This window comes from Cupriavidus sp. IDO (assembly GCF_000812465.1).
Lineage (GTDB): Bacteria > Pseudomonadota > Gammaproteobacteria > Burkholderiales > Burkholderiaceae > Cupriavidus.
Map to the genome: position 1 here is coordinate 22,459 of NZ_JWMA01000174.1, position 20,748 is coordinate 43,206.

The window sequence follows — 20,748 nt, forward strand, 5'->3', positions numbered from 1 at the left end:
AGCATGAATGACCTGCAGTCATTCGCGGTGCGTCGTGAGAAGTCCGCACCTGCCGGCCTTTCCAGACCAACCAGGAGCACTACGATGAGCGAAAGCCGTAAAGAGTTCGAGAACCTTGTCGGCCCCGGCGAAAGCCTTCGTGTGATGGATCTGCTCAAGCGCGGCGCCACGCGGCGTGACGTCCTGGCGATGCTGCTGGCGGGCGGCATGCAGGCCACGCTGGCCGGCAGCCTGGCCGGCGTGGCGATCAAGGCCCATGCAGAGACGCCCAAGCGGGGCGGCCGCATCCGCGTGGCAGCCGCCACGGCGGCCGCGTCCGATACGCTGGATCCGTCCAAACAGTCGAACCAGAACGACTACGTGCGCTGCAACATGGTCTACAACGGCCTGACCTCGCTCGATGGCAGCCTGACGCCGCGGCCGGCGCTGGCCGAGTCGTTCAACACGACCGATGCCAAGACCTGGGTCTTCACGCTGCGCAAGGGCGTGGCCTTCCACGACGGCAAGGCGTTGTCCCCGGCCGACGTGGTGTACTCGATCATGCGCCACAAGGACCCCGCCACCGCTTCCAAGGCCAAGGTGCTGGCCGAGCAGATCGAGAGCGTGAAAGCCACCGGTCCGAACGAGGTCACGGTGGTGCTCACCAGCCCCAATGCCGACCTGCCGGTGATCCTGGGCACCTTCCACTTCCTCATCGTCAAGGACGGCACCACCGACTTCAACGCGGGCATCGGTACCGGGCCTTACAAGATCAAGGAGTTCAGGCCGGGCGTGCGCACGGTGGTGGTGCGCAACGATGCGTACTGGAGACAGGGAAAGCCCTACCTCGACGAGATCGAGTTCGTCGGTATCGGCGATGAGAGCGCGCGCGTCAACGCGCTGCTGTCCGGCGGCATGGACCTGGTGGGCTCTGTCAACCCGCGCTCCGTGGCCCGCGTCAAGGGTACGCCGGGCTATGCCATCCTCGTCACGCAATCGGGGCAGTACACAGACCTGATCATGCGCAAGGACGCGGGTCCAGGCATGAACCCCGACTTTGTGATGGGGATGAAGTACCTGCAAGACCGCGCGCAGATGAAGAAGGCCATCGCGCTCGACTATGCGGTGCTCGGCAACGATCAGCCGATCGATCCCACCAACCGCTTCTTTTCCAAGGGCCTGCCGCAGCGCGCCTTCGACCTTGACAAGGCTAAGTACCATTTGCGCAAGGCGGGCGTGACGGGCAAGGTGCCGATGGTGACCTCGCCCGCCGCCCTGTATTCGGTCGAGATGGCGACGGTGCTGCAGCAGACTGCGCAGCGTGTCGGCCTGGACATCGACATCAAGCGCATGCCTGCGGACGGCTACTGGTCGAACCACTGGCTCAACAGCCCCGTGGGCTTCGGCAATGTTAACCCGCGCCCCAGCGCCGACACCATTCTCACGCAGTTCTTCAAGTCCGATGCGCCGTGGAACGAATCGCGCTGGAAGAACCCCAAGTTCGACCAGCTGCTGCTGGCGGCGCGGGCCGAAACGGACACCGCCAAACGCAGCCAGATGTATGGCGACATGCAGTCCATGATCCACGAGGACGCCGGCATTGGTATCCCGCTGTTCCTGGCCAGCATCGACGGACATTCATCGAAGCTCAAGGGCTTGTCACCGATCCCGCTGGGTGGGCTGATGGGCTATTCGTTTGCGGAGCATGTCTGGCTTGATGCCTGACGGGGCGGGCGGGGTAATGCAGTTTAGATAACGCATCAATCTCTACTTTCGTCATTCCCGCCCAGGCGAAACAATGCGCACAGCGCGGGCAGACGACACTATGGACGTCCATTGCGCAGTGTGCATTGTCCGGATTGCTGACAAAGATCAACTACGAGTGTTTTCTCCCCTCTCCCATTTATGGGAGAGGGGCGGGGGAGAGGGCGGGAGTCTCCACGAAGTTATGCGTCATGATGCTTGCCATGCGCCTGCCCTCTCCCCCGGCCCCTCTCCCGCAAGCGGGAGAAGGAAGCAAACCGGCAGCACGCAGGCTTTGTCAGCAATCTGTCCAGCGTGGTGAGCCCCGCGCCTTACCGCGCCTCTTCGCTGGTCAGCGCAATCGCCGCGCGCAAGATCTCCAGCGCTTCCCGCGCCGTTTCCGCGGAGGTGTTGAGCGGCGCCAGCAGGCGCACGTTGTTCCGATGCACGCCGCACTTGATGACCAGCAGGCCACCTTCGCGGCAGCGGTCGATGACCCCCTGGGCGAATGCCGCGTCGGGCTGGAACGGGTCGCTGTCCTTGACGAACTCCAGCGCCAGCATCGCGCCAACGCCACGCACGGTGCCGATGGCGGGGAACTCGCGCGCGAGCTGGTCGAGCCCTGCGCGCAGGGTTTCCGCCAGGGCGTGCGCACTGGCGAGCAACTGTTCTTCCTCGAACAGGTCGAGCACCGCCAGCCCAGCGGCGCAGGCGAGCGGATTGCCCGCATACGTGCCGCCCAGGCCGCCGGGTGCCGGCGCGTCCATGATCTCGGCACGCCCGACCACGCCGGACAGCGGCATGCCGCCGGCCAGGCTCTTCGCGACCGTGACCAGGTCGGGCTGGATGCCCGCATGCTGGAAGCCGAACATCTTGCCGGTACGGCCGAAGCCGGCCTGGATCTCATCCAGGATCAGCACGATGCCATGCTTGCGGGTCAGCGCGCGCAGGGCCTGCAGGAACCCGTTGCCGGCAGGCAGGAAGCCGCCGTCGCCTTGCACAGGTTCGAGGATGATGGCCGCGACCCGGTCCGGGGCGATCTGCGTGGCAAAGAGATCTTCCAGCGCCCGGATCGCATCCGAGCCCGAGAAGCCACGGAATTCATCGGGATAGGGCGTGTGATGGACGTCGCCGGCCAGCGGCCCGAAGTTCTGCTTGTACGGCGTGCTTATGCCGGTCAGCGTCGAGCCGAGCAGCGTGCGCCCGTGGAAGCCGCCGCGGAACGCGATGATCCCCGGCACATTGCGATAGGCGCGCGCGATCTTGACCGCGTTCTCCACCGCTTCCGCGCCGGTTGTCGCGAACAGCGTCTTGTAGTGCTCGTCGCCGCCGACCAGCTTATTCAGCCGCGCGGCCAACTCGACATAGACGTCGTAGCCGACCACCTGAAACGCTGCGTGCGTCACCCGACCCAGTTGCCTGCGCACCGCCTCGACGACCTTGGGGTGGTTATGGCCGATATTCTGCACGCCGATGCCGCCGACGAAGTCGATATAGCGACGTCCTTCCACATCCCAGAGGAATGAACCCTCGGTCCTGTCGGCAAAGATCGGATGGGCGGTGACGACGCCATGCGGAACATGTTGGGTGCGGGCCGCGATATGGGCCTGGTTGGACTGGGTCATTGCGTTACGCCTCGTTCAGGTTCCGCGAAGTCGGTGTCGCGGTGTGGTTGCGAAGGGTTGGAGCCGGCAAGGATCTCTGCGAGGTGGCGCGGTTCGCGTCCGGTCAGCTTGCGGATCTGGGCGCGGCAGCTGAAGCCGTCCGCGGCAACCAGCGCATCGGCCGGGAGTGCGGCAAGCTTTGGCTGCAGCGTGCTCTCGCCAATTCGCCGCGACAGCTCGGCCGTCTTGCGGTGATAGCCGAAGGCGCCGGCCATCCCGCAACAACCGGTGTCGAGGACGCTTGCGCCAAGCTGGCGTTCCGCCGCCGTGCCGCCGCAGGCGCGGTGATGGCAGTGGGCGTGCAGATGGACCTCGGTATCGTTGTCCAGCGCCATGCCGGCGCGGGTGGCGAACTCGGCCATCGTGACCGTCAGTGCTGCCAGCGCTTTGGCGCGCGGTTCGTCCGGCAGGAGGGCCGGCATTTCATCCCTGAACACCGACAGGCAGCTCGGTTCCAGCACCAGCACCGGAACGCCGGTGGCAATCGGCGCCGACAGTACGTCCAGGATCTCGAGCAGGTTGCGGCGCGCCTGGTCCAGCATGCCGACGTCGTAGAACGGCCGGCCGCAGCAGACGTGGCGCGTGCTCAGCCGCGCGTTCCATCCCTGTCGCTCGACCACCGCGACGGCGGCGTCGAGCACATGCGGCGTGAAGCCATTATTGAAGGTGTCGGTCCAGATGACGACGTCGCGCTGGCCGTACGGCCGAGTGCCCGCGTGTTGCAGGCGGGTCGCCGTACCGCTGCGGCGGAATGCGGTGGCGGCGATCTCGGGGAACACCGCGGAGCGGGCCAGGCCGAAAGCGTGGCCGACGCGCCGGGTCAGCGGATTGCGCATCAGGGCATTGAGCAGGCCAGCCGCGCGCGTGGCGGTGGGCAGCCATTGGCCCAGCCGCCCGATCGCGGCATCCATCGGCGCGCGCAGGCGCCGCTTGTAGTAGCGATACAGGAACTCGCTGCGGTACTTGGGGATGTCTACATGCGTCGGACAGTCGTGCTTGCAGCCTTTGCACGACAGGCACAGGTCCATCGAGTCCTTGACCGCCTCGCCGTCACGGGTTTCGCTGATGACCTCGCCGTTGAGCATCTCGAAGAACAGGCGCGCGCGGCCGCGCGTGGCGTAGCGCTCTTCACGGGTCGCCTTGAAGCTGGGGCACATGGTGCCGCCATCGAGCGACCGGCACTTGCCCATGCCGATGCAGCGCTCGGTCTCGCGGCCAAAGCCGGTGCCCGGGCCATCGCCCATCGGGTAGGTAAAGACGCTGGTTGCCTGATCCTGCCGGTATGACGGGCCCATGCGCAGGTTGGCGTCCACCGGCATGGCATCGATCAGCTTGCCGGGGTTCATCAGGCCATTCGGGTCCCAGATGGCCTTGAACTCGCGGAACGCCTGCATCAGCCGGGGCGTGAACATCAGGGGCAGGAACTCTCCCTTGGCCTGGCCGTCGCCATGCTCGCCGGACAAGGAGCCCCGGTACTTGACGACCAGCGCGGCCGCTTCCGCCAGGAACCGGCGCCAGTCGCCAACGCCGGTCCGGGAACGCAGGTCGAAGGTGATGCGGGAATGAATGCAGCCATCGCCAAAGTGGCCGTACATATTGGTCTTGTAGCCATAGCGCTCGACCAGGGCGGAGAATTCCCTCAGGTAGGCGCCAAGCCGGGCCGGCTCGACCGCGGCGTCTTCCCAGCCTACGGTGGGATCGGGTTGGCCGGGAACGGTCGACAACGACGTTGCCGAAGCCCCGGTCTCGCGGATAGCCCAGAGGCGTTCCATCAGCGAGGGATCGTCGACCAGCCTCATATTCGGCTGCGTGGGGAACGAGCGTGCCGCGCTTTCGGCGCGGGCTGCCAGTTCGCGGGCCTGGTCGCGCAGGGCAGCCCCAAACTCCACCATCAGCCAGGCATTACCGGCTGGCAGCTCGGCGATGTCGCCGAGCTTCAGTCCGAGCTGCTTCAGTCCGCCGATGATGCCGGTGTCCAGGCCTTCCATCGCGATCGGCCCGAGCGGCAGCAGCTCGGGCACGCAGTCGGCGGCATCGAAGATGGTATCGAAGCCGAGCACCAGCAGTACGCGCTCGGGCAGTCCCTCCACCAGCGACGTGTCGGCACGCAGCACGGTTGCGCAGGTCCCCTCGGACCCCACCAGTGCGCGGGCGATGTGGAAGCCGTTCTCCGGCAGCAACTGGTCCAGGTTATAGCCCGAGACACGGCGCTTGAGCCGCGGAAAGCCGGTGCGGATATCGTCCGCATAGCGCCCGGCCAGTTCGCGCAGGGCCTTGACGATGCGCGCCTGTTCGCCGCCTGCCGCCAGATGTTCGGCATACGCGGCCTCGTCGGTGGCGCCGACCCAGAAGCGCGCGCCGGTGGCGGTCACGATCTCCAGGCGCTCGATGTTCTCGACCGTCTTGCCGGCCATCACCGAGTGGGCGCCGCATGAGTTGTTGCCGATCATGCCGCCCAGCGTGCAGCGGCTGTGGGTGGCGGGATCGGGGCCGAAGGTGAGACCATGCGTGGCGGCGGCCTGCTTCAGGTGATCGCAGATGACGCCCGGCTGTACGCGCCCGATGCGCCGGACCGGATCGACCAGCTCAACTGCGTGCAGGTACTTTGAATGGTCGATGCAGACTGCGGCGTTGACAGACTGGCCGCTCATCGAGGTGCCGGCGCCGCGCGGAAGCATGGCCACGCCGAGCTCGCCGCACAGGCGCACGGCGGTCTCCAGATCGTCGACAGACTTCGGAATGACGACGCCAAGAGGAACCTGCCGATAGTTCGAGGCTTCCGATGCGTAGATGGCGCGCGTGACCGCGTCGAAGCGCACTTCAGCGGTGGTTTCGGCTTCCAGTCGGGAGCGCAGCCGCAGCAGTGCATTGAGGTCGGCTGGCGCACTGGCCTGGCGTTGGGGCATCGCTGTCATAGAGTTCGTGTGCGGCACGGTGGAAGCTTGCTGGGGATCTTATCGCCAGCGCTTTCTGGCAATTACCGGACCAGTATAGGGACGAGGCTGGTCTCGCTTTGACCGATTTCGGGGCTTGGATCAGCAGCGAATTCTGTTGTGACGATAGGAACAGCAGTTCCTTCGATGGGATGGGCCGGGGCTTCAAATGCAAAGCGGCCGGCTTGCGCCGGCCGCTCGAGAGGAAGAGAAGGGTGCTCAGTCCAGCAGCCCCTGGCAGACGTACTTGATATGCATGTACTCCTCGAGGCCATAGCGCGACCCCTCGCGCCCATAGCCGGAGTCCTTCACGCCGCCAAAGGGCGCCGCTTCCGCGGCCAGCGCTCCCTCGTTGATACCGACAATGCCCGACTCGAGCGCGTCGGCAAGGCGCCAGATCCGCCGCACGTCATTCGAGTAGAAATATGCCGCCAGACCAAACGGGGTCGCATTTGCTGCCGCGACCACATCCGCCTCGGTACTGAAGCGCGTGACCGGCGCAACCGGGCCGAAGGTCTCCTCGCAGGAGCAGTCCATGGACGCATCCACATCAACCAGCACCGTGGGCGCATAGTAGTTCGGTCCCTGGCATTGCTCATTGCGGATGCGCTCGCCGCCAACGACCACGCGGGCACCACGGCTGACCGCGTTCTTCACATGACGTTCGATCTTGTCGACCGCACGCGCGTTGATCATCGGACCAATCTGCGCGGCGGGGTTCGTGGCAGGGGCGACTACCAGCGCGCCGACGCGGGCGGCAAGCTTGTCGACGAAGGCGTCATGCACCTTGTCCTGGACATAGATGCGGTTCGGGCACACGCAGGTCTGTCCGCCGTTGCGGAACTTGGAGGCCATCAAACCTTCGACGGCGGCATCGAGGTCGGCATCGTCGAACACGATAAACGGGGCATTGCCGCCCAGTTCCAGCGACAGCTTCTTCAGCGTATCGGCGGAGCGGCGTGCCAGGTGCTTGCCCACCGGCGTCGAGCCGGTAAAGGTGATCTTGCGCACCCGGGCATCGTCCAGCCATACGTCGACGACTTCAGCCGCGCGCTCGCGCGAGGCGGTGACGATGTTCAGCACGCCCGGCGGCACGCCCGCCTGTTCGGCGAGCCTGACCAGCGCCAGCGAGGTCAGCGGCGTATCCTCGGCAGGCTTGCACACCACCGTGCAGCCGGCAGCCAGCGCCGGCGCGATCTTGCGCGCGATCATCGCTGCCGGGAAGTTCCATGGCGTGATCGCCGCGATGACGCCGACCGGCTCGCGCAGTGCGAGCATGCGCCGGCCGGGCACCGGCGCGGCGATCACATCGCCATCGGCGCGCGTGGCTTCTTCGGCAAACCATTCGACATAGCTCGCGGCGTACAGCACCTCGCCTTTGCCTTCCGCCAATGGCTTGCCCTGCTCGCGCGAGATCAGCCGGCCCAGGTCGTCCACGTGGTCAACGATCAGGTCATTCCAGCGCTTGATGATCTGCGCGCGCTGTTTGGCAGGGGTCTTGCGCCAGGCCGGGAATGCCGCGTGCGCGACGTCGACGGCGCGGCGTGCGTCGGCGGCGGTGCTATCCGGTACCGCCGCAAAAACTTCATCCGTCGCGGGGTCAGCCACGGACAGCGTGCGATCGTCGGCCGAGCCGCACCATTCGCCGCCGATAAAGTTGCGGCCGGGAAGCAAGGTCTGGTTCTGGAGGGACAAAGGCATGAACAAACTCTCCTTGAGAATGGGAATCAGGCGGTGGCAGCGGCGGCACCAGTTTCGATCCCGCCGTCGATATGCAGATCGACTTCGTCGATCCAGCCGCGGCGCAGCTCGGGGACCGAGCGCGCCAGCAGCGCGTAGTAGGGGTGGTGCGGACCACGGTCGTAGTCCTGGTGCGCGACCTGGGTCAGCTTGCGGCCATGCTGCATCACCACGATCTCGTCGCAGATCGAGCGCACGGTGTGCAGGTCGTGGCTGATGAAGAGATACGAGACGCCCAGTTCCTTGCGCAGCTCGGCCATCAGGTCGAGGATGGCCGCGCCGACCACGGTGTCCAGCGCCGAGGTGATCTCGTCGCACAGGATCAGCTCCGGATCGGCCGCGAGCGCGCGGGCCAGGTTCACGCGCTGCTTCTGCCCACCGGAGAGGCCACCAGGCGTGCGCTGGGCCACGCCGGCCGGCAGCCGCACCAGATCGAGCAACTGGCGAATCCGCGCCCGCTGGGCTTGGCCGCGCAGGCCGTGGAAGAACTGCAGCGGCCGCGCCAGGATCTCCTCGATAGTGCGCGCGGGATTGAGCGCGGTATCGGCCATCTGGAACACGATCTGGATGCGCCGCAGCTCATCGCGGCTGCGTTCGGCCACCGTCGGCTTCAGCGGACGGCCGTTGAAGGCAATGCTGCCACAGCACGGCGCCACCAGGCCGGCGATGGCACGTGCCAGCGTGGTCTTGCCTGAACCCGATTCGCCGATGACGCCGATCGCCTGGCCCCGGTACAGCTTCAGGCCCACGCCCTCCAGGATCTTCGAGGCCGGCTGCCCATGCGCATCGACCGCACCGTAGCCGGCGGACAGGTCGCGGACCTCGAGCAGCAGGGGGCTCTTGTCCGGGTCCACCGGCGCGCCGGGACGCTCGGTCGGGCGCGCCGCGGCCAGCAGGCAGCGCGTGTAGTCGTCGGCGGGCTGGTACAGGATCTGGTCGGTCTCGCCCTGCTCGCGCATCTTGCCATCGCGCAGCACCAGGATGTGGTCCGCCACCTGGGCCACCACGGCCAGGTCATGGCTGACATAGACCGCCGTGGTGCGGCGTTCCTGCACCGCGCGGCGGAACACGCGCAGCACTTCGACCTGCGTGGTGACGTCCAGGGCCGTGGTCGGCTCGTCCAGGATCACCAGGTCGGGATCGGTGATCAGGGCCATTGCGGCCATCAGGCGCTGCAACTGTCCGCCGGAGACCTGGTGGGGGTAGCGCTCGCCGATGGAATCAGGGTCGGGCAGCGCCAGTTCGCGGAACAGCGCAATCGCCTTCTTCTCGGCAGCCTTGCGATTCATGAGCCGGTGGATCAGCGCCGGTTCGACCACCTGGTCCATGATGGTGCGCGACGGGTTGAACGAGGCCGCCGCGCTCTGGGCGATATACGTGATCTCGCGCCCGCGCAGCCGGCGCTGTTCGCCCGGCGACAGGTGCAGCACGTCGGTGGTGCCGACCCGGATGCTGCCGGAGATCTCGCAACCGTGGCGCGCGAAGCCCATCAGCGCCAGCGCGGTGGTGGTCTTGCCTGAGCCGGACTCGCCGATCAGCGCCAGCACCTTGCCGGGCTCGATCTCGAAGTCCACACCATCTACCAACGTCGCCTGGCCTGCGGTGATGTGCAGATTGCTGACCTTTACGGACGTGCCCATTATTTGACTCCGTGACGTGCCGAGCGACCCGGCAGGTTGTCGATGACGAGGTTGACGGCGAGGGTCAGGCTGGCGATGGCCAGCGCCGGCGCCACCACGGCCATGCTGCCTTCGGACAGCGCGCCGATGTTCTCGCGCACCAGCGAACCCCAGTCGGCATCGGGGGGCTGGATGCCCAGGCCCAGGAAGCTGAGGCTCGCGAGCAGCAGCACGACGTAGACGAAGCGCAGCCCCAGGTCGGCCAGCATCGGGCCGAGGATGTTGGGCAGGATCTCCTGCCGCATGATGTAGGCGGTGCCTTCGCCGCGGGTGCGGGCGACCGTGACGTAGTCCATCGCGTTGATGTTGACCGCCAGCGAGCGCGCGATCCGATACGCACCCGGGACGTAGATGATCGCCGCCGTGAGCGCGAGCATCCACACCGACGAGCCGAAGGCCGCGACCATGATCAGCGCGAACATCTTGCTGGGGATCGCCGTGAGCGTATCGAGGCCGCGGCTGAGGCCGGCATCGATCCAGCGCCCGCTGACGGTGGCGAGCAGTGCCAGCGTGATGCCGATGCCGCTGGCGCACAGGGTCGAGACCAGCGCGACGCAGACGGTATAGCGCGCGCCCAGGATCACGCGCGTCAGCATGTCGCGCCCGAGGTAGTCGGTACCGAGCCAGTGCTGGACACTGATCGGGCCGAAGACCTGGATCTCGCCCGTGGGCGTGCCGTCATGGCTGATCAGGATCGGGCCAACAATGGCGGCAATCAGCCAGCCGATGAGGATCAGGCAGCCGATCCAGCCGGTGATCCCCAGTTTGGGCAGGCGCGGGCGGCGACAGCTTTTGTCGGGGGCGCTCACGGCGGGGGTGGCGTGCGCGGGGGTGGTGTGCGTGTCGGAGGTAGGGGACATGGGTTGCAGCTCCTGCATGGCGTTCAAGGCTTCAGCGGTGGCGCAGACGCGGATTGGCGACGATGCCGCACACATCGGCAAGCGTGACGAGGATCAGGTACGCACAACAGAAGATCATGGCGCACACCTGGACCACGGGCATGTCGCGCTGGGCGACGCTGTCCACCATCAGCTTGGCGATCCCCGGGTAGTTGAAGATGGTCTCGATGATGATGACGCCGCCAAGCAGGTAAGACAGGCTCAGTGCCACGGCATTGGCGATCGGGCCGATGGCGTTGGGCAGGGCGTGGAACAGCACCATGCGGGTCGAGGATGCGCCCTTGAGCCGCACCATCTCGATATATGGCGCGTTGAGTTGGTCGATCACCGCCGCGCGGGTCATGCGCAGCATCTGCGCGACGATCACGCAGCACAGGCTCAGGACCGGCATGGCAAGCGAACGCACGATCTTGTCCCACGGATCGTCGGTGCCGATATAGGCGAGCGCCGGCAGCCAGCGCAGGTGGACCGCGAACAGCAGCACCGCCAGCGTGGCGACCAGGAACTCCGGCACCGAGACCACCGCCACCGCGCCCAGGCTGACGCTGCGGTCAAACCATGTGCCGCGGTAGACCGCCGCCAGGATGCCGAGGCCGAGCGCCACCGGCACCGAGATCAGCGCGGTCAGGCCGGCCAGCAGCAGCGATTGGCGCAGCCGGCTGCCGATGGCCTCGGACACCGGCATGTGGGTCACGAGCGACTCGCCGGCATTGCCGGTCACCATGCCGCCCAGCCAGTGCGCGTAGCGCACGGGCGCGGGGACATCGAGGCCCATCTGGGTACGCAGCGAGGCCAGGGCTTCGGGTGTGGCGTCCTGGCCGAGCTGTTCCTGCGCGGCATCGCCGGGCAATACCGCGGTGATGGCGAAGACGATGGCCGAGACGGCCAGTAGCGAGATCAGCGCCAGACCGACGCGCCGCGCCAGCAGACGCAAAATAAACAGGTTCATGGTGTCTCCTTGGATCAGGCCGCCAGCCAGACGTGCTCGGCGAACGAGTAGCCCATCAGGCCGCCCAGCGGGATCGGGGAAAGGCCCTTGACCCGCTTGTTGTAGCCGTCGATGGTGGCGATAAAGAGCGGTATGCCGATCCCTGCGTCCCGCCGGATCATGGTCTGCATGTCGGCGTACATCTGCTTGCGTTTGGCCAGGTCGGTCTCGGCGCGCGCGGCGAGCAGCAGCGAATCGAACTTCGGATCCTTGTAGCGCGACTCGTTCCACGCCGCGTCGGACTTGAAGAACTGGGTCAGCAGCGTGTCGGCACTGGCGCGCGGCAGGATCGTGCCGAATCCGACCGGGCTGTTGAGCCAGTGATTGGACCAGTAGCCGTCGGCGGGCATGCGCTTGACGTCGATATTGACACCCGCCTGCCGCGCGGACTGCTGCAGGATCAGGGCCATGTCGACCGAATACTGCGCGGCGGGGGAGGCCACCACCGGGATGGCGGCACTGCCAATGTTGGCCTTCTTGAGATGGAACTTGGCTTTCTCCGGATCGTGCCTGGTCTGCGTCAGCCCGGCGAAGTAGAAGCGGTTGGTGGGATCGATCGGCTGGTCATCGCCCAGCACGGCATAGCCCAGCGCAATGCTCTTCTTCATCAGCTCACGGTCGAGCAGCAGCTTCATGCCCTGGACAAAGTCGGGGCTGGCGCCCGGGCCGGTATCCCGGCGCATGATCAGGTCGGTGTACTGGCCGGATTGCGTCACGAACACATCGGTCGTGGGCGTGCCTTTCACGCGTGCGACCGAACGCGGGTTGATCGAGGCCACCATGTCGAGATCGCCCGAGAGCAGCGCATTGACGCGCGCACCCTCGTCGGCAATGCCGACGAACTCGATCTCGTCGAGGTAGGGCTTGCCGGGCTTCCAGTAGTTTTCGTTCCGTACCACCACCGAGCGCACGCCCGGCTTGAATTCCTTGAGCTTGTAGGGGCCCGTGCCGATGCCGGTGTTGAAGTCGGTGGTGCCGTTGCGCAGGATATGGAAGTGGAACGTGCCGACGATGACGGGGAAGTCCGCGTTGGGGCCGTCCAGCACCACGGTCACTTCGTTCGGGCCCGTGGCGCTCACGCTCTTGATCGGGTCCGCCAGCGTCTTCGCCTTCGAGGCGGTGGCGGGGTCCTTGTGGCGCATCAGGGAAAACACCACGTCTTGCGGCGTCAGCGGCTTGCCGTCGTGGAAGGTGACGTCCTTGCGCAGCTTGAAGACCCAGGTCACGGCATCCTGCGAGGCAAAGGACTCAGCCAGCGCTGGTTGCGGCACCAGCTTCGCATCCAGGCTCGTCAGGCCGTTGTAGAGCATGGTGCCGCGACAGTAGTCGGTCTTGTTGGATTGCTTGGCCGGATCGAGCGTATCGCTGGGCGACGCGTTGTCGCTGCCCACACGGATGCGGCCGCCGCGGCGCGGCGTCTGCGCATGCGCCGACACGGCCGCGCCGGCAAGGCTGCCGGCAAGCCCCAGTTGCATGCCGCCGGCAGCCAGGATCTTCAGGACGTCGCGCCTGCTGGCGCCATAGTGCAGGGCGCTCATGATCCGGGTGGATTCGGCAGGGCCGATGAGGCCCTCGAACGGCTTCTTGTCTGACATGGCAATAGCTCCTGGTGGGGGCCGGAGTTCGGGGGATCGCGAAAGTGGAAACTCATGACCATGCGGCGCGAGGCAAGCTCCTGCTGAGGCAGCACGAGCGCGCAGCGTGTCATCTCCCTGACATTGAAGCATGTGCGACCGATGGCTTTGTGGGGTATTGCAAGCCGTGGCAGTAAAACCTGCGGTTTCGCGTGTGCGGTTTGGCATTGCCTGCCATGCGCACTGCGTGCGTGCATGTGCACCGCAACAATCCTCGGGATTACCCTAGGCATGGCACAGCATCGGTGCATCATCGGACGCAGCAAATTTTTCCTATCCGGGCCTTGCCTGTTCGTCGCATCATCAGGGCTCTCTCTTTTCGTCCGGCGCTGGCCCTTACTGCAATGAATTCCGCGCAGCTCCCCCTCCATGCAAGCGATGGACCGCCCGCCATTCGCGTGATGGCACAGTCCGATCTGCCCGTCGCGCTTTCGCTTTCCGAAGATGTACGCTGGCCGCATCGCCCCAGCGACTGGAAGATGCTGTTCCAGATGGGCGAGGGCCGCGTTGCCGAAGTCGGCGGCGCGGTGGTCGGTGTCGGCATGCGCTGGCTGTGGGACGAGCGCGGCGCGTCGGTCGGGCTGTTCATCGTAGCCCGGGCCTTCCGCGAGCGGGGGATTGGCAGCGTGTTGCTGGAGGCGCTGTGCGCCGGCCTGGACGGCCGCACCGTGCTGCTTCACGCCCCCGGGAAGCTGCATCGCTTCTATGCGCGCATGGGGTTCGAGCGCATCGGCGAGGTGCATCAATACGAGGGCAAAGCGTTGCCGGCGCCGTTGATGGCGCTGCCTGAAGATTGCCGCCTGCGGCCTGGCGGGCGCAATGACCTGCAACTGCTGGTCGGGATGGAGCAGGGGGCCCGCGGTGTTGCACGGCCGTCCCTGATCCAGGCCTGGCTGCGCCAGTCGATCGGCACGGTGGTGCTCGATCACCCCGACGGGCCCCGCGGCTTCGCGATCCTGCGGCGCTTTGGCCGCGGCGCGATGGTCGGCCCCGTGGTCGCACCCTGCGCGACGTCGGCCAAGGCCATGATCGCGCACCTGGCCGGCCTGGTGACCGGGCGCGTGCTGCGCCTGGACGTCCACGCCGATGGCGAACTCGAGGACTGGCTCGGCTGCCTTGGCCTGGCGCACGTCGCCGAAGCGACGGTGCTGGCTCGCGGCACCCCGGCTTCGCCAACGGCACCATTTCTTCCCTTTGCGCTGGCCGACAAGGCCCTCGGATAAAAACAATGCATCAAGACACGACATTTCTGTACAAGGCCGATCCCGTGCGCGGCCGGGACTGGGCCAAGGTCTTTGCGCGCGAGGCGCCTGGCATCGATTTCCGCATCTGGCCCGATATCGGCGATCCCGACAAGGTCGGCTACCTGGCAGCCTGGGAGGCGCCGGACCGCATCGCAGAGCGGTTCCCGAACCTGCAGGTATTGTTTTCGACCGGAGCCGGCATCGACCAGTTCGACCTGGACGCGCTGCCTGCGCACGTACCGCTGGTGCGGATGATCGAGCCCGGCATCGTCGACGGGATGGTGGAGTACGTTGTGTTCTCGGTCCTTGCGCTGCATCGCGACATGCCGGCATACCGGCGGCAGCAGGCGCAGGAAGCGTGGAGGCCCCTGCAGGTGCGCGCGGCACATGAGTGCCGCCTCGGCGTGCTTGGTCTGGGCTCGCTGGGGCAGGCCGTGCTGGAGCGGCTGCGGCTGTTCGGGTTCGACTGTGCCGGCTGGGCAAGGTCGTCGCGCAGCCTGGAAGGGGTGCAGTGCTATGCCGGCCAGCAGACCCTGGACGCGTTCCTGGCCCGCACCGACATCCTGGTTTGCCTGCTGCCACTCACGGATGAAACACGTGGAGTATTGAGCGCTCGCGTATTTGACGCCCTGCCACATGGGGCAGGGCTGGTGCATGTCGGGCGCGGGCAGCACCTGAACGATGCCGACCTGCTGTCCGCGCTGGATGCGGGGCAGATCGGCGAGGCCATTCTCGACGTCACGCATCCCGAGCCGCTGCCTGCCGGCCACCCGTTGTGGCGCCACCCCAGGGTATGGCTCACGCCCCATATTGCCAGCATGACGCAGCCGGGCACGGCGGCGCGGGTCGTGCTCGACAATCTGCGCCGCCTGCAGCGCGGCGAACCGCTGATCGGGCTGGTGGACCGTGCGAAAGGGTACTGAAAGGCGATGCGGTGCCTCACTTTCCGGCGTGCCCCGATTGCCCTCGCCGAACCATGCGGGGACAATGTGATTCAGTCATCCCAGTCTTGAAAGCCCATGTCCGCCCCCATCAAACTTGACCGACTCGACCTCCGCATCCTTGCCCAGCTGCAAAAGAACGGCCGCATGACCAACGTGGATCTCGCCGATGCCGTGGGTCTTTCTGCAAGCCCGTGCCTGATTCGCGTCAAGCGGCTGGAGCAGGCCGGCTATATCGGCGGATACAGCGCCCAGATCCGGATGGACAAGCTGGGCGATATTCTCACGGTGTTCACCGAGATCACGCTGGAGGACCACCATCGCGAGGACTTCGCGCGCTTCGAGAAGGCGGTGTGCGCGGTGGACGAGATCGTCGAATGCCACCTTGTCAGCGGCGGCTATGACTACCTGCTCAAGTTCATCACCCGTGGGGTCAATCACTACCAGGAACTGATGGAAAGCCTGCTGGAGCGCAATATCGGGATCGAGAAGTACTTCAGCTTCATCGTGATCAAGTCGCCTTTCATCAAGACGCACTATCCGATCGAACGCCTGTTTCCATCGACAACCTGAGCCCTGGGCATTGGCGGGCTGCGGCCAGCCTTCGCATTCCCCGAGGGCGGTGCGCTGGCCGTCTGGAACTGCCGTGGCGTCATGCCGCAGACGCTCTTCAGGCAGCGCGTGAAGTGGCTCTGGTCATAGAATCCGCACTCGTGCGCGGTAAGCGCCGGAGAGTGGCCCTGCCTGAGCAACCACTGCGCGCGCCGGATTCGTTTCAAGCTGATGTAGCGATGCGGCGTCATCCCGACCGTCAGCCGGAACACGGTCACGAATCGTCCGACGCTGAGCTGAACCAGGTCGGCAAGCAGCGGCAGTGGCAGCGGTTCGCCCAGATGCTGGTGAATATAGGCCAGCGCGGCGCCCAGGCGGGGATGATCAGGGTCATCCGCAGTGCGGCCTGGGGCGTGCGGTAGAGAGGATGCAACGGTCTTACTCATGCAGTCGAGCATAAGTGCAACGTTGCCGTGCATCACGCTGATCTTGCCGATCTAGTCCATATCGAATTGCAAACTGTGCTGTCCGGAACGCAGAATCTGCGGTACGGGTGTAGCCGGGGGGATCTGGTGATCCTCAATCCACCGTGCGTGACGGAGCCTTTTTATCTCGCTGCAGTGCTGCGGGAGGATATTGAATCACGGATGGCAGCCCCAGGAGCGCGCGGGCCTGGGCCACCGTTGCCACAGGGCGCCCATACTCCTCGCACAATGCCGCTACCTGGCTGACCAGCGCGGCGTTGGAGGGCGCCAGTGTTTGCTTGTCGAGCCGCACGTTGTCCTCCAGGCCGGTGCGGCAATGGCCGCCCAGTTCGAGCGACCAGCGCGCCATCGTCAACTGGTCCCGGCCGATGCCGGCGCCGGTCCAGGTGGCATCGGGCGCCAGGCGCCGCAGGGTGTGCACGTAGAAGGCGAGCACTTCGCGATCGACCGGCATTGCATTCTTGATGCCCATCACAAACTGGATATGCAGTGCGCCGTCGATCTTGCCGGACTGTTGCATGGCCACTGCCTGGAAGATCATCGACAGGTCGAAGGCCTCTATCTCGGGCTTGATGGCGTAGGCCTTCATTTCCGCGGCGAGCCACTCCACCAGCTCTGGCGGATTGTCGTAGACCCTTGTCGGGAAATTGACCGATCCTGTGGCAAGCGACGCCATGTCCGGCCGCAGCGACAGCATCCCGCCTCGCTCCCTTCCCGCGCCTGAGCGGCCGCCCGTGGAGACCTGCGTGATGATGCCCGGCGCATGCTTGCGGATTCCCTCCAGCACGCGGGCAAAGCGTTCCGGGTCCGAGGACGGTGTCTCGTCGTCATTGCGTACGTGCAGGTGGACGAGCGTGGCGCCCGCCTCGAACGCTGCCTGGGTGGACTCCACCTGCTCGCTGACGGTGATCGGCACGGCGGGGTTGTCCCGCTTGCGCGGCAGCGAGCCGGTGATGGCGACGGAGATGATGCAGGGCTGGGTCATATCGGCTCCCGAAGTGGTGATTGCAGCGGATCAGGCGCGGTCGCGCCGATAGTGGGCGAGCTTGTCCTCGTCCAGTGCCATGCCGAGGCCGGGACCCTGCGGCAGGTGCAGCGCGAAGTCGCGGTAGACGGGGCGCTCGGCCACGACGTCGTCCTTCAGCAGCAGCGGCCCGAACAGCTCCGTGCCCCACGCCAGTTGCGGCAGCGTGGCAAAGCCGTGGGCGGCGGCGATGGTGCCCACGCTGCCTTCCAGCATGGTTCCGCCGTAGAGGGCGATGCCCGCCGCGTCGCCGACCGCGGCGGTGCGCAGCATGCCGAAGATGCCGCCGGACTTGGCAATCTTCAGCGCGAAGACGTCGGCCGCGCCGAGGCGGGCCAGTTCCATCGCGTCCTCGGGGCCGCATACGGCCTCGTCGGCCATGATGGGCACCACGAAGCGGGCCGCCAGCCGGGCCAGCGCGGCGCGCTGCTCGCGTGGCGTGGGCTGTTCGATCAGGTCAATGCCGGCGGCTTCCAGCATGGCGATGCCGGTGGCGGCATCCGCCTCGTTCCAGGCCTGGTTGACGTCCACGGTGACCCGCGCCCGCTCGCCCAGCGCGCGCTTGATCGCGGAGACGTGCGCCACATCCTCGCGCACGCTGCGCCGGCCGATCTTGAGCTTGAAGGTGTTGTGGCGGCGCTCGGCCAGCAGGCGCTCGGCCTCGTCGATGTCGCGCGCGGTGTCGCCGCTGGCCAGCGTCCACAGCACCGGCAGGGTGTCGCGCACGGCGCCGCCGAGCAGCGTCGACAGCGACACGCCGAGACGCTTGCCCTGCGCGTCGAGCAGCGCGGTTTCCAGCGCCGACTTGGCGAAGCGGTTGCCGCGTGCCACCTTGGCTAGCCGTGCCATGGCGGCGTGCACGTTGGTAGCGTCCTGCCCGAGCAGCGCCGGGGCGAGGTAAGTGTCGATGGTCAGCTTGATGCCCTCGGGGCTCTCATCGCCATACGACAGGCCGCCGATGGTGGTGGCCTCGCCGATGCCTTCAACGCCATCGGCGCAGCGCAGGCGGACGATCACCAGGGTCTGCCGCTGCATGGTCGCCATCGCGAGCTGGTGCGGCCGGATGGTGGGCAGGTCGACCAGGATGGCCTCGATCGACTCGATCGCCGTTGCGCTTGCTTGTGTCGCCATTTCCATACCTTTTTGATGCAGTTGAACGTTGCATCGGAGTATGGGAGGCTAATTCTGGGGTGTCCAAGACCATCGGCGTCTGATTTCATACCTGGAAAGTATGAAACGCCGTTTGCGCCTTATTCCTTCTGCGGCGGCAGGAAGGCCATGCCTTCTTCCTCGTAGAGCTGGTAGATCATGTCCCGCAGCGAGCGCAGGTCGGCCGACTCGTCCAGCATGCGCGTGCTCATGATGATGGGTGACACCAGCTTGGGGTCGTCCAGCTCCTTGTAGGTCACGTCGCCCCGCTTGAGCCCGTAGACGCTGCTGGGCACCACCGAGATGCCTTCGCCCATCGCCACCAGCCCGAGCGCGATCTGCAGCTCGCGCACTTCGTGCAGGCGGCGCGGCTTCAGCGCGCGGTCGTGGAAAGCGGCCAGCACCTGGTCGGCAAAGCTGGGGCGCGGCGCCTTGGGGAAAATGATCAGCGGCTCGCCCACGAGGTCGTGCAGCGCAAGCTGGGGCTTGATGTCAGTCAGCGGATGGCCAACCGGCAGCGCCACGATCATGCGCTCCTCGCGCAGCACCACGCGCCGCACCGACGGGTCCTCGTGCCGAATGCGCCCGAAGCCCACGTCGATGCGCCCCTCCTTGAGCGCCTTGATCTGGTCCATGGTCGACATCTCGTGCAGGCTCAGTTCCAGATCGGCGTGCATCTGCCGGAAGCGCCGGATGATGCGCGGCAACATCCCGTACAGCGTGGAGCCGACAAAGCCGACCGAGATCTTGTGCTCGATCTTGCCAACCCGCTTGGTCATCGCCTGCAGTTCCGCGGTCTGGGCCAGCAGTTGCAGCGCGTGGGTATAGAAGAAGCGCCCGGTGTCGGTCAGTTTCAGCGGGCGCGAGTGGCGCTCGAACAGTTGCACACCCAGGTCGTCCTCCAGTTGCTGGATCTGGCGCGACAGCGGCGGCTGTGCGATATGCAGCCGCTCGGCCGCCCGGGTGAAGTTGCGTTCCTCTGCCACGGCCACGAAGTAACGCAGGTGCCGCAATTCCAAGACTATACCTCCTGAGTATCAAGCGGATACTAAATCAGTGTTGGACTGCCAAAACTGCCGTTGACTATGCTCCATCCGTGCCCGGAAGACAAGCTTGATACCTGTAAAGCATGGACCGGGACCCCACCACAAATATGGAGACCCTCATGACTCACTCGGAAATCGACGCCCTGGTCCACAGCTTTATCGTCGCCACCGGCACGCAAGGCACCCCCGACCCGCGCGTGCAGCAGGTGGTCGTCCGCCTGACCGCGGACTTGTTCAAGGCGATCGAGGACCTCGACCTGAGCGCCAGCGAAGTCTGGAAGGGCATCGAGTACTTCGCCGAGGCGGGCGCCAGCCAGGAGCTGGGCCTGCTCGCCGCCGGCCTGGGGCTGGAACGCTTCCTCGACGTCCGCGCCGACGAGGCCGAAGCCCGCGCCGGCCTGACCGGTGGCACCCCGCGCACCATCGAAGGCCCGCTCTACGTGGCCGGCGCCCCGGAAAGCACCGGCTTTGCCCGGCTCGACGACGGTAGCGACGACAGCAAGGGCGAAGTCCTGTTCATGCAGGGCACGGTGTATGGCGCCGACGGCAAGCCGCTGCCCGGCGCCAGGGTCGAGGTGTGGCACGCCAACCTGATGGGCAACTACTCGTTCTTCGACAAGACCCAGTCGCACTTCAACCTGCGCCGCACCATCGTCACAGACGCCAACGGCCGCTACCAGTTCCGCAGCAACGTGCCCAACGGCTACGGCTGCCCGCCGGAAGGCACCACCCAGCGCCTGCTGGACCAGCTCGCGCGCCACGGACGGCGCCCGGCCCACATCCACTTCTTCGTGTCGGCGGACGGCCATCGAAAGCTGACCACGCAGATCAACATCGACGGCGACGAATACCTGTGGGATGACTTCGCCTTCGCCAGCCGCGAGGGGCTGGTGCCGGCGGTGACCCGCGTCGCCGACGCCGCCGCGCTCGACAAGCACGGCGTGGACAAGCCGTTCGCCTCGATCGACTTCGATTTCCGGCTGCTGCCGGAGCAGGCCGGCGCGCCCGCCGCCGAGGTGGAGCGCCAGCGCGCCGCCGCCTGATTTTC

Annotated in this window: 16 protein-coding genes; 5 read left to right on the plus strand and 11 right to left on the minus strand. The window is 66.3% G+C overall.

Annotation, left to right across the window (positions count from 1 at the left end; all coding sequences use genetic code 11):
- Positions 1–84: 84 nt before the first annotated feature.
- Positions 85–1,704 (plus strand): ABC transporter substrate-binding protein, encoded by a 1,620-nt coding sequence (locus RM96_RS31470; protein ID WP_039015659.1) that lies wholly within the window; start codon positions 85–87, stop codon positions 1,702–1,704.
- A 350-nt stretch (positions 1,705–2,054) separates the two neighbouring features.
- Here RM96_RS31470 and RM96_RS31475 read toward each other — a convergent pair whose 3' ends face one another.
- From RM96_RS31475 to RM96_RS31505, 7 genes are all read right to left on the minus strand, one after another.
- Positions 2,055–3,347, minus strand: coding sequence for an aspartate aminotransferase family protein (locus RM96_RS31475; RefSeq protein WP_039015660.1), 1,293 nt, complete (start codon positions 3,345–3,347; stop codon positions 2,055–2,057).
- Complete coding sequence (locus RM96_RS31480) at positions 3,344–6,292, minus strand: FAD-binding and (Fe-S)-binding domain-containing protein (RefSeq protein ID WP_039015661.1); 2,949 nt, start codon at positions 6,290–6,292, stop codon at positions 3,344–3,346. The genes RM96_RS31475 and RM96_RS31480 overlap by 4 nt, the downstream gene beginning before the upstream one ends.
- Positions 6,293–6,538: 246 nt before the next feature.
- Positions 6,539–8,020 (minus strand): NAD-dependent succinate-semialdehyde dehydrogenase, encoded by a 1,482-nt coding sequence (locus RM96_RS31485; protein WP_039015662.1) that lies wholly within the window; start codon positions 8,018–8,020, stop codon positions 6,539–6,541.
- Between the two features lie 26 nt (positions 8,021–8,046).
- Positions 8,047–9,699, minus strand: coding sequence for an ABC transporter ATP-binding protein (locus RM96_RS31490; RefSeq protein ID WP_039015663.1), 1,653 nt, complete (start codon positions 9,697–9,699; stop codon positions 8,047–8,049).
- The gene (locus tag RM96_RS31495) at positions 9,699–10,598 is read right to left on the minus strand and encodes an ABC transporter permease (protein ID WP_039015664.1); all 900 of its coding nucleotides are present in this window, start codon (positions 10,596–10,598) and stop codon (positions 9,699–9,701) included. The genes RM96_RS31490 and RM96_RS31495 overlap by 1 nt, the downstream gene beginning before the upstream one ends.
- A 31-nt stretch (positions 10,599–10,629) precedes the next feature.
- The gene (locus RM96_RS31500) at positions 10,630–11,586 is read right to left on the minus strand and encodes an ABC transporter permease (RefSeq protein WP_039015665.1); all 957 of its coding nucleotides are present in this window, start codon (positions 11,584–11,586) and stop codon (positions 10,630–10,632) included.
- Between the two features lie 14 nt (positions 11,587–11,600).
- The gene (locus RM96_RS31505; RefSeq protein WP_193752562.1) at positions 11,601–13,220 is read right to left on the minus strand and encodes an ABC transporter substrate-binding protein; all 1,620 of its coding nucleotides are present in this window, start codon (positions 13,218–13,220) and stop codon (positions 11,601–11,603) included.
- A gap of 440 nt (positions 13,221–13,660) precedes the next feature.
- On the opposite strand from RM96_RS31505, the gene RM96_RS31510 reads away from it, so the two are divergent.
- The 3 genes from RM96_RS31510 (at position 13,661) to RM96_RS31520 (ending at position 16,017) form a co-directional block, all read left to right on the plus strand.
- The gene (locus RM96_RS31510) at positions 13,661–14,482 is read left to right on the plus strand and encodes a GNAT family N-acetyltransferase (RefSeq protein WP_238587481.1); all 822 of its coding nucleotides are present in this window, start codon (positions 13,661–13,663) and stop codon (positions 14,480–14,482) included.
- 5 nt (positions 14,483–14,487) lie between these two features.
- Positions 14,488–15,426: a 2-hydroxyacid dehydrogenase gene (locus RM96_RS31515; RefSeq protein ID WP_039015667.1), complete on the plus strand. Its 939-nt coding sequence runs from the start codon at positions 14,488–14,490 to the stop codon at positions 15,424–15,426.
- Between the two features lie 96 nt (positions 15,427–15,522).
- Positions 15,523–16,017 carry an Lrp/AsnC family transcriptional regulator gene (locus tag RM96_RS31520; RefSeq protein ID WP_039015668.1) on the plus strand — a complete coding sequence of 165 codons (495 nt, stop codon included), beginning with the start codon at positions 15,523–15,525 and terminating at the stop codon, positions 16,015–16,017.
- Here RM96_RS31520 and RM96_RS38130 read toward each other — a convergent pair.
- The 4 genes from RM96_RS38130 to RM96_RS31540 form a co-directional block, all read right to left on the minus strand.
- Positions 15,981–16,475 (minus strand): helix-turn-helix domain-containing protein, encoded by a 495-nt coding sequence (locus RM96_RS38130; RefSeq protein ID WP_238587487.1) that lies wholly within the window; start codon positions 16,473–16,475, stop codon positions 15,981–15,983. The two genes, RM96_RS31520 and RM96_RS38130, sit on opposite strands and share 37 nt — an antisense overlap.
- Positions 16,476–16,575: 100 nt before the next feature.
- A complete protein-coding gene (locus RM96_RS31530; RefSeq protein ID WP_202966763.1) occupies positions 16,576–17,466 on the minus strand; it encodes a 3-keto-5-aminohexanoate cleavage protein in 891 nt (296 codons plus the stop codon).
- A 30-nt stretch (positions 17,467–17,496) separates the two neighbouring features.
- On the minus strand, positions 17,497–18,642 hold the full coding sequence (locus RM96_RS31535; RefSeq protein ID WP_039015670.1) for a muconate/chloromuconate family cycloisomerase: 1,146 nt from the start codon (positions 18,640–18,642) through the stop codon (positions 17,497–17,499).
- 113 nt (positions 18,643–18,755) lie between these two features.
- Positions 18,756–19,673: a LysR family transcriptional regulator gene (locus RM96_RS31540; protein WP_039015671.1), complete on the minus strand. Its 918-nt coding sequence runs from the start codon at positions 19,671–19,673 to the stop codon at positions 18,756–18,758.
- A gap of 146 nt (positions 19,674–19,819) precedes the next feature.
- On the opposite strand from RM96_RS31540, the gene catA reads away from it, so the two are divergent.
- Positions 19,820–20,743, plus strand: coding sequence for a catechol 1,2-dioxygenase (gene catA / locus RM96_RS31545; protein ID WP_039015672.1), 924 nt, complete (start codon positions 19,820–19,822; stop codon positions 20,741–20,743).
- The last annotated feature ends 5 nt before the right edge of the window (positions 20,744–20,748 follow it).

Coding starts and splice junctions, on each gene's coding strand:
- RM96_RS31470 (WP_039015659.1), top strand. CDS start 85: ATGAGCGAAAGCCGTAAAGAGTTCGAGAACCTTGTCGGCCCCGGCGAA.
- RM96_RS31475 (WP_039015660.1), bottom strand. CDS start 3,347: ATGACCCAGTCCAACCAGGCCCATATCGCGGCCCGCACCCAACATGTT.
- RM96_RS31480 (WP_039015661.1), bottom strand. CDS start 6,292: ATGCCCCAACGCCAGGCCAGTGCGCCAGCCGACCTCAATGCACTGCTG.
- RM96_RS31485 (WP_039015662.1), bottom strand. CDS start 8,020: ATGCCTTTGTCCCTCCAGAACCAGACCTTGCTTCCCGGCCGCAACTTT.
- RM96_RS31490 (WP_039015663.1), bottom strand. CDS start 9,699: ATGGGCACGTCCGTAAAGGTCAGCAATCTGCACATCACCGCAGGCCAG.
- RM96_RS31495 (WP_039015664.1), bottom strand. CDS start 10,598: ATGTCCCCTACCTCCGACACGCACACCACCCCCGCGCACGCCACCCCC.
- RM96_RS31500 (WP_039015665.1), bottom strand. CDS start 11,586: ATGAACCTGTTTATTTTGCGTCTGCTGGCGCGGCGCGTCGGTCTGGCG.
- RM96_RS31505 (WP_193752562.1), bottom strand. CDS start 13,220: ATGTCAGACAAGAAGCCGTTCGAGGGCCTCATCGGCCCTGCCGAATCC.
- RM96_RS31510 (WP_238587481.1), top strand. CDS start 13,661: ATGGCACAGTCCGATCTGCCCGTCGCGCTTTCGCTTTCCGAAGATGTA.
- RM96_RS31515 (WP_039015667.1), top strand. CDS start 14,488: ATGCATCAAGACACGACATTTCTGTACAAGGCCGATCCCGTGCGCGGC.
- RM96_RS31520 (WP_039015668.1), top strand. CDS start 15,523: ATGTCCGCCCCCATCAAACTTGACCGACTCGACCTCCGCATCCTTGCC.
- RM96_RS38130 (WP_238587487.1), bottom strand. CDS start 16,475: ATGCACGGCAACGTTGCACTTATGCTCGACTGCATGAGTAAGACCGTT.
- RM96_RS31530 (WP_202966763.1), bottom strand. CDS start 17,466: ATGACCCAGCCCTGCATCATCTCCGTCGCCATCACCGGCTCGCTGCCG.
- RM96_RS31535 (WP_039015670.1), bottom strand. CDS start 18,642: ATGGAAATGGCGACACAAGCAAGCGCAACGGCGATCGAGTCGATCGAG.
- catA (WP_039015672.1), top strand. CDS start 19,820: ATGACTCACTCGGAAATCGACGCCCTGGTCCACAGCTTTATCGTCGCC.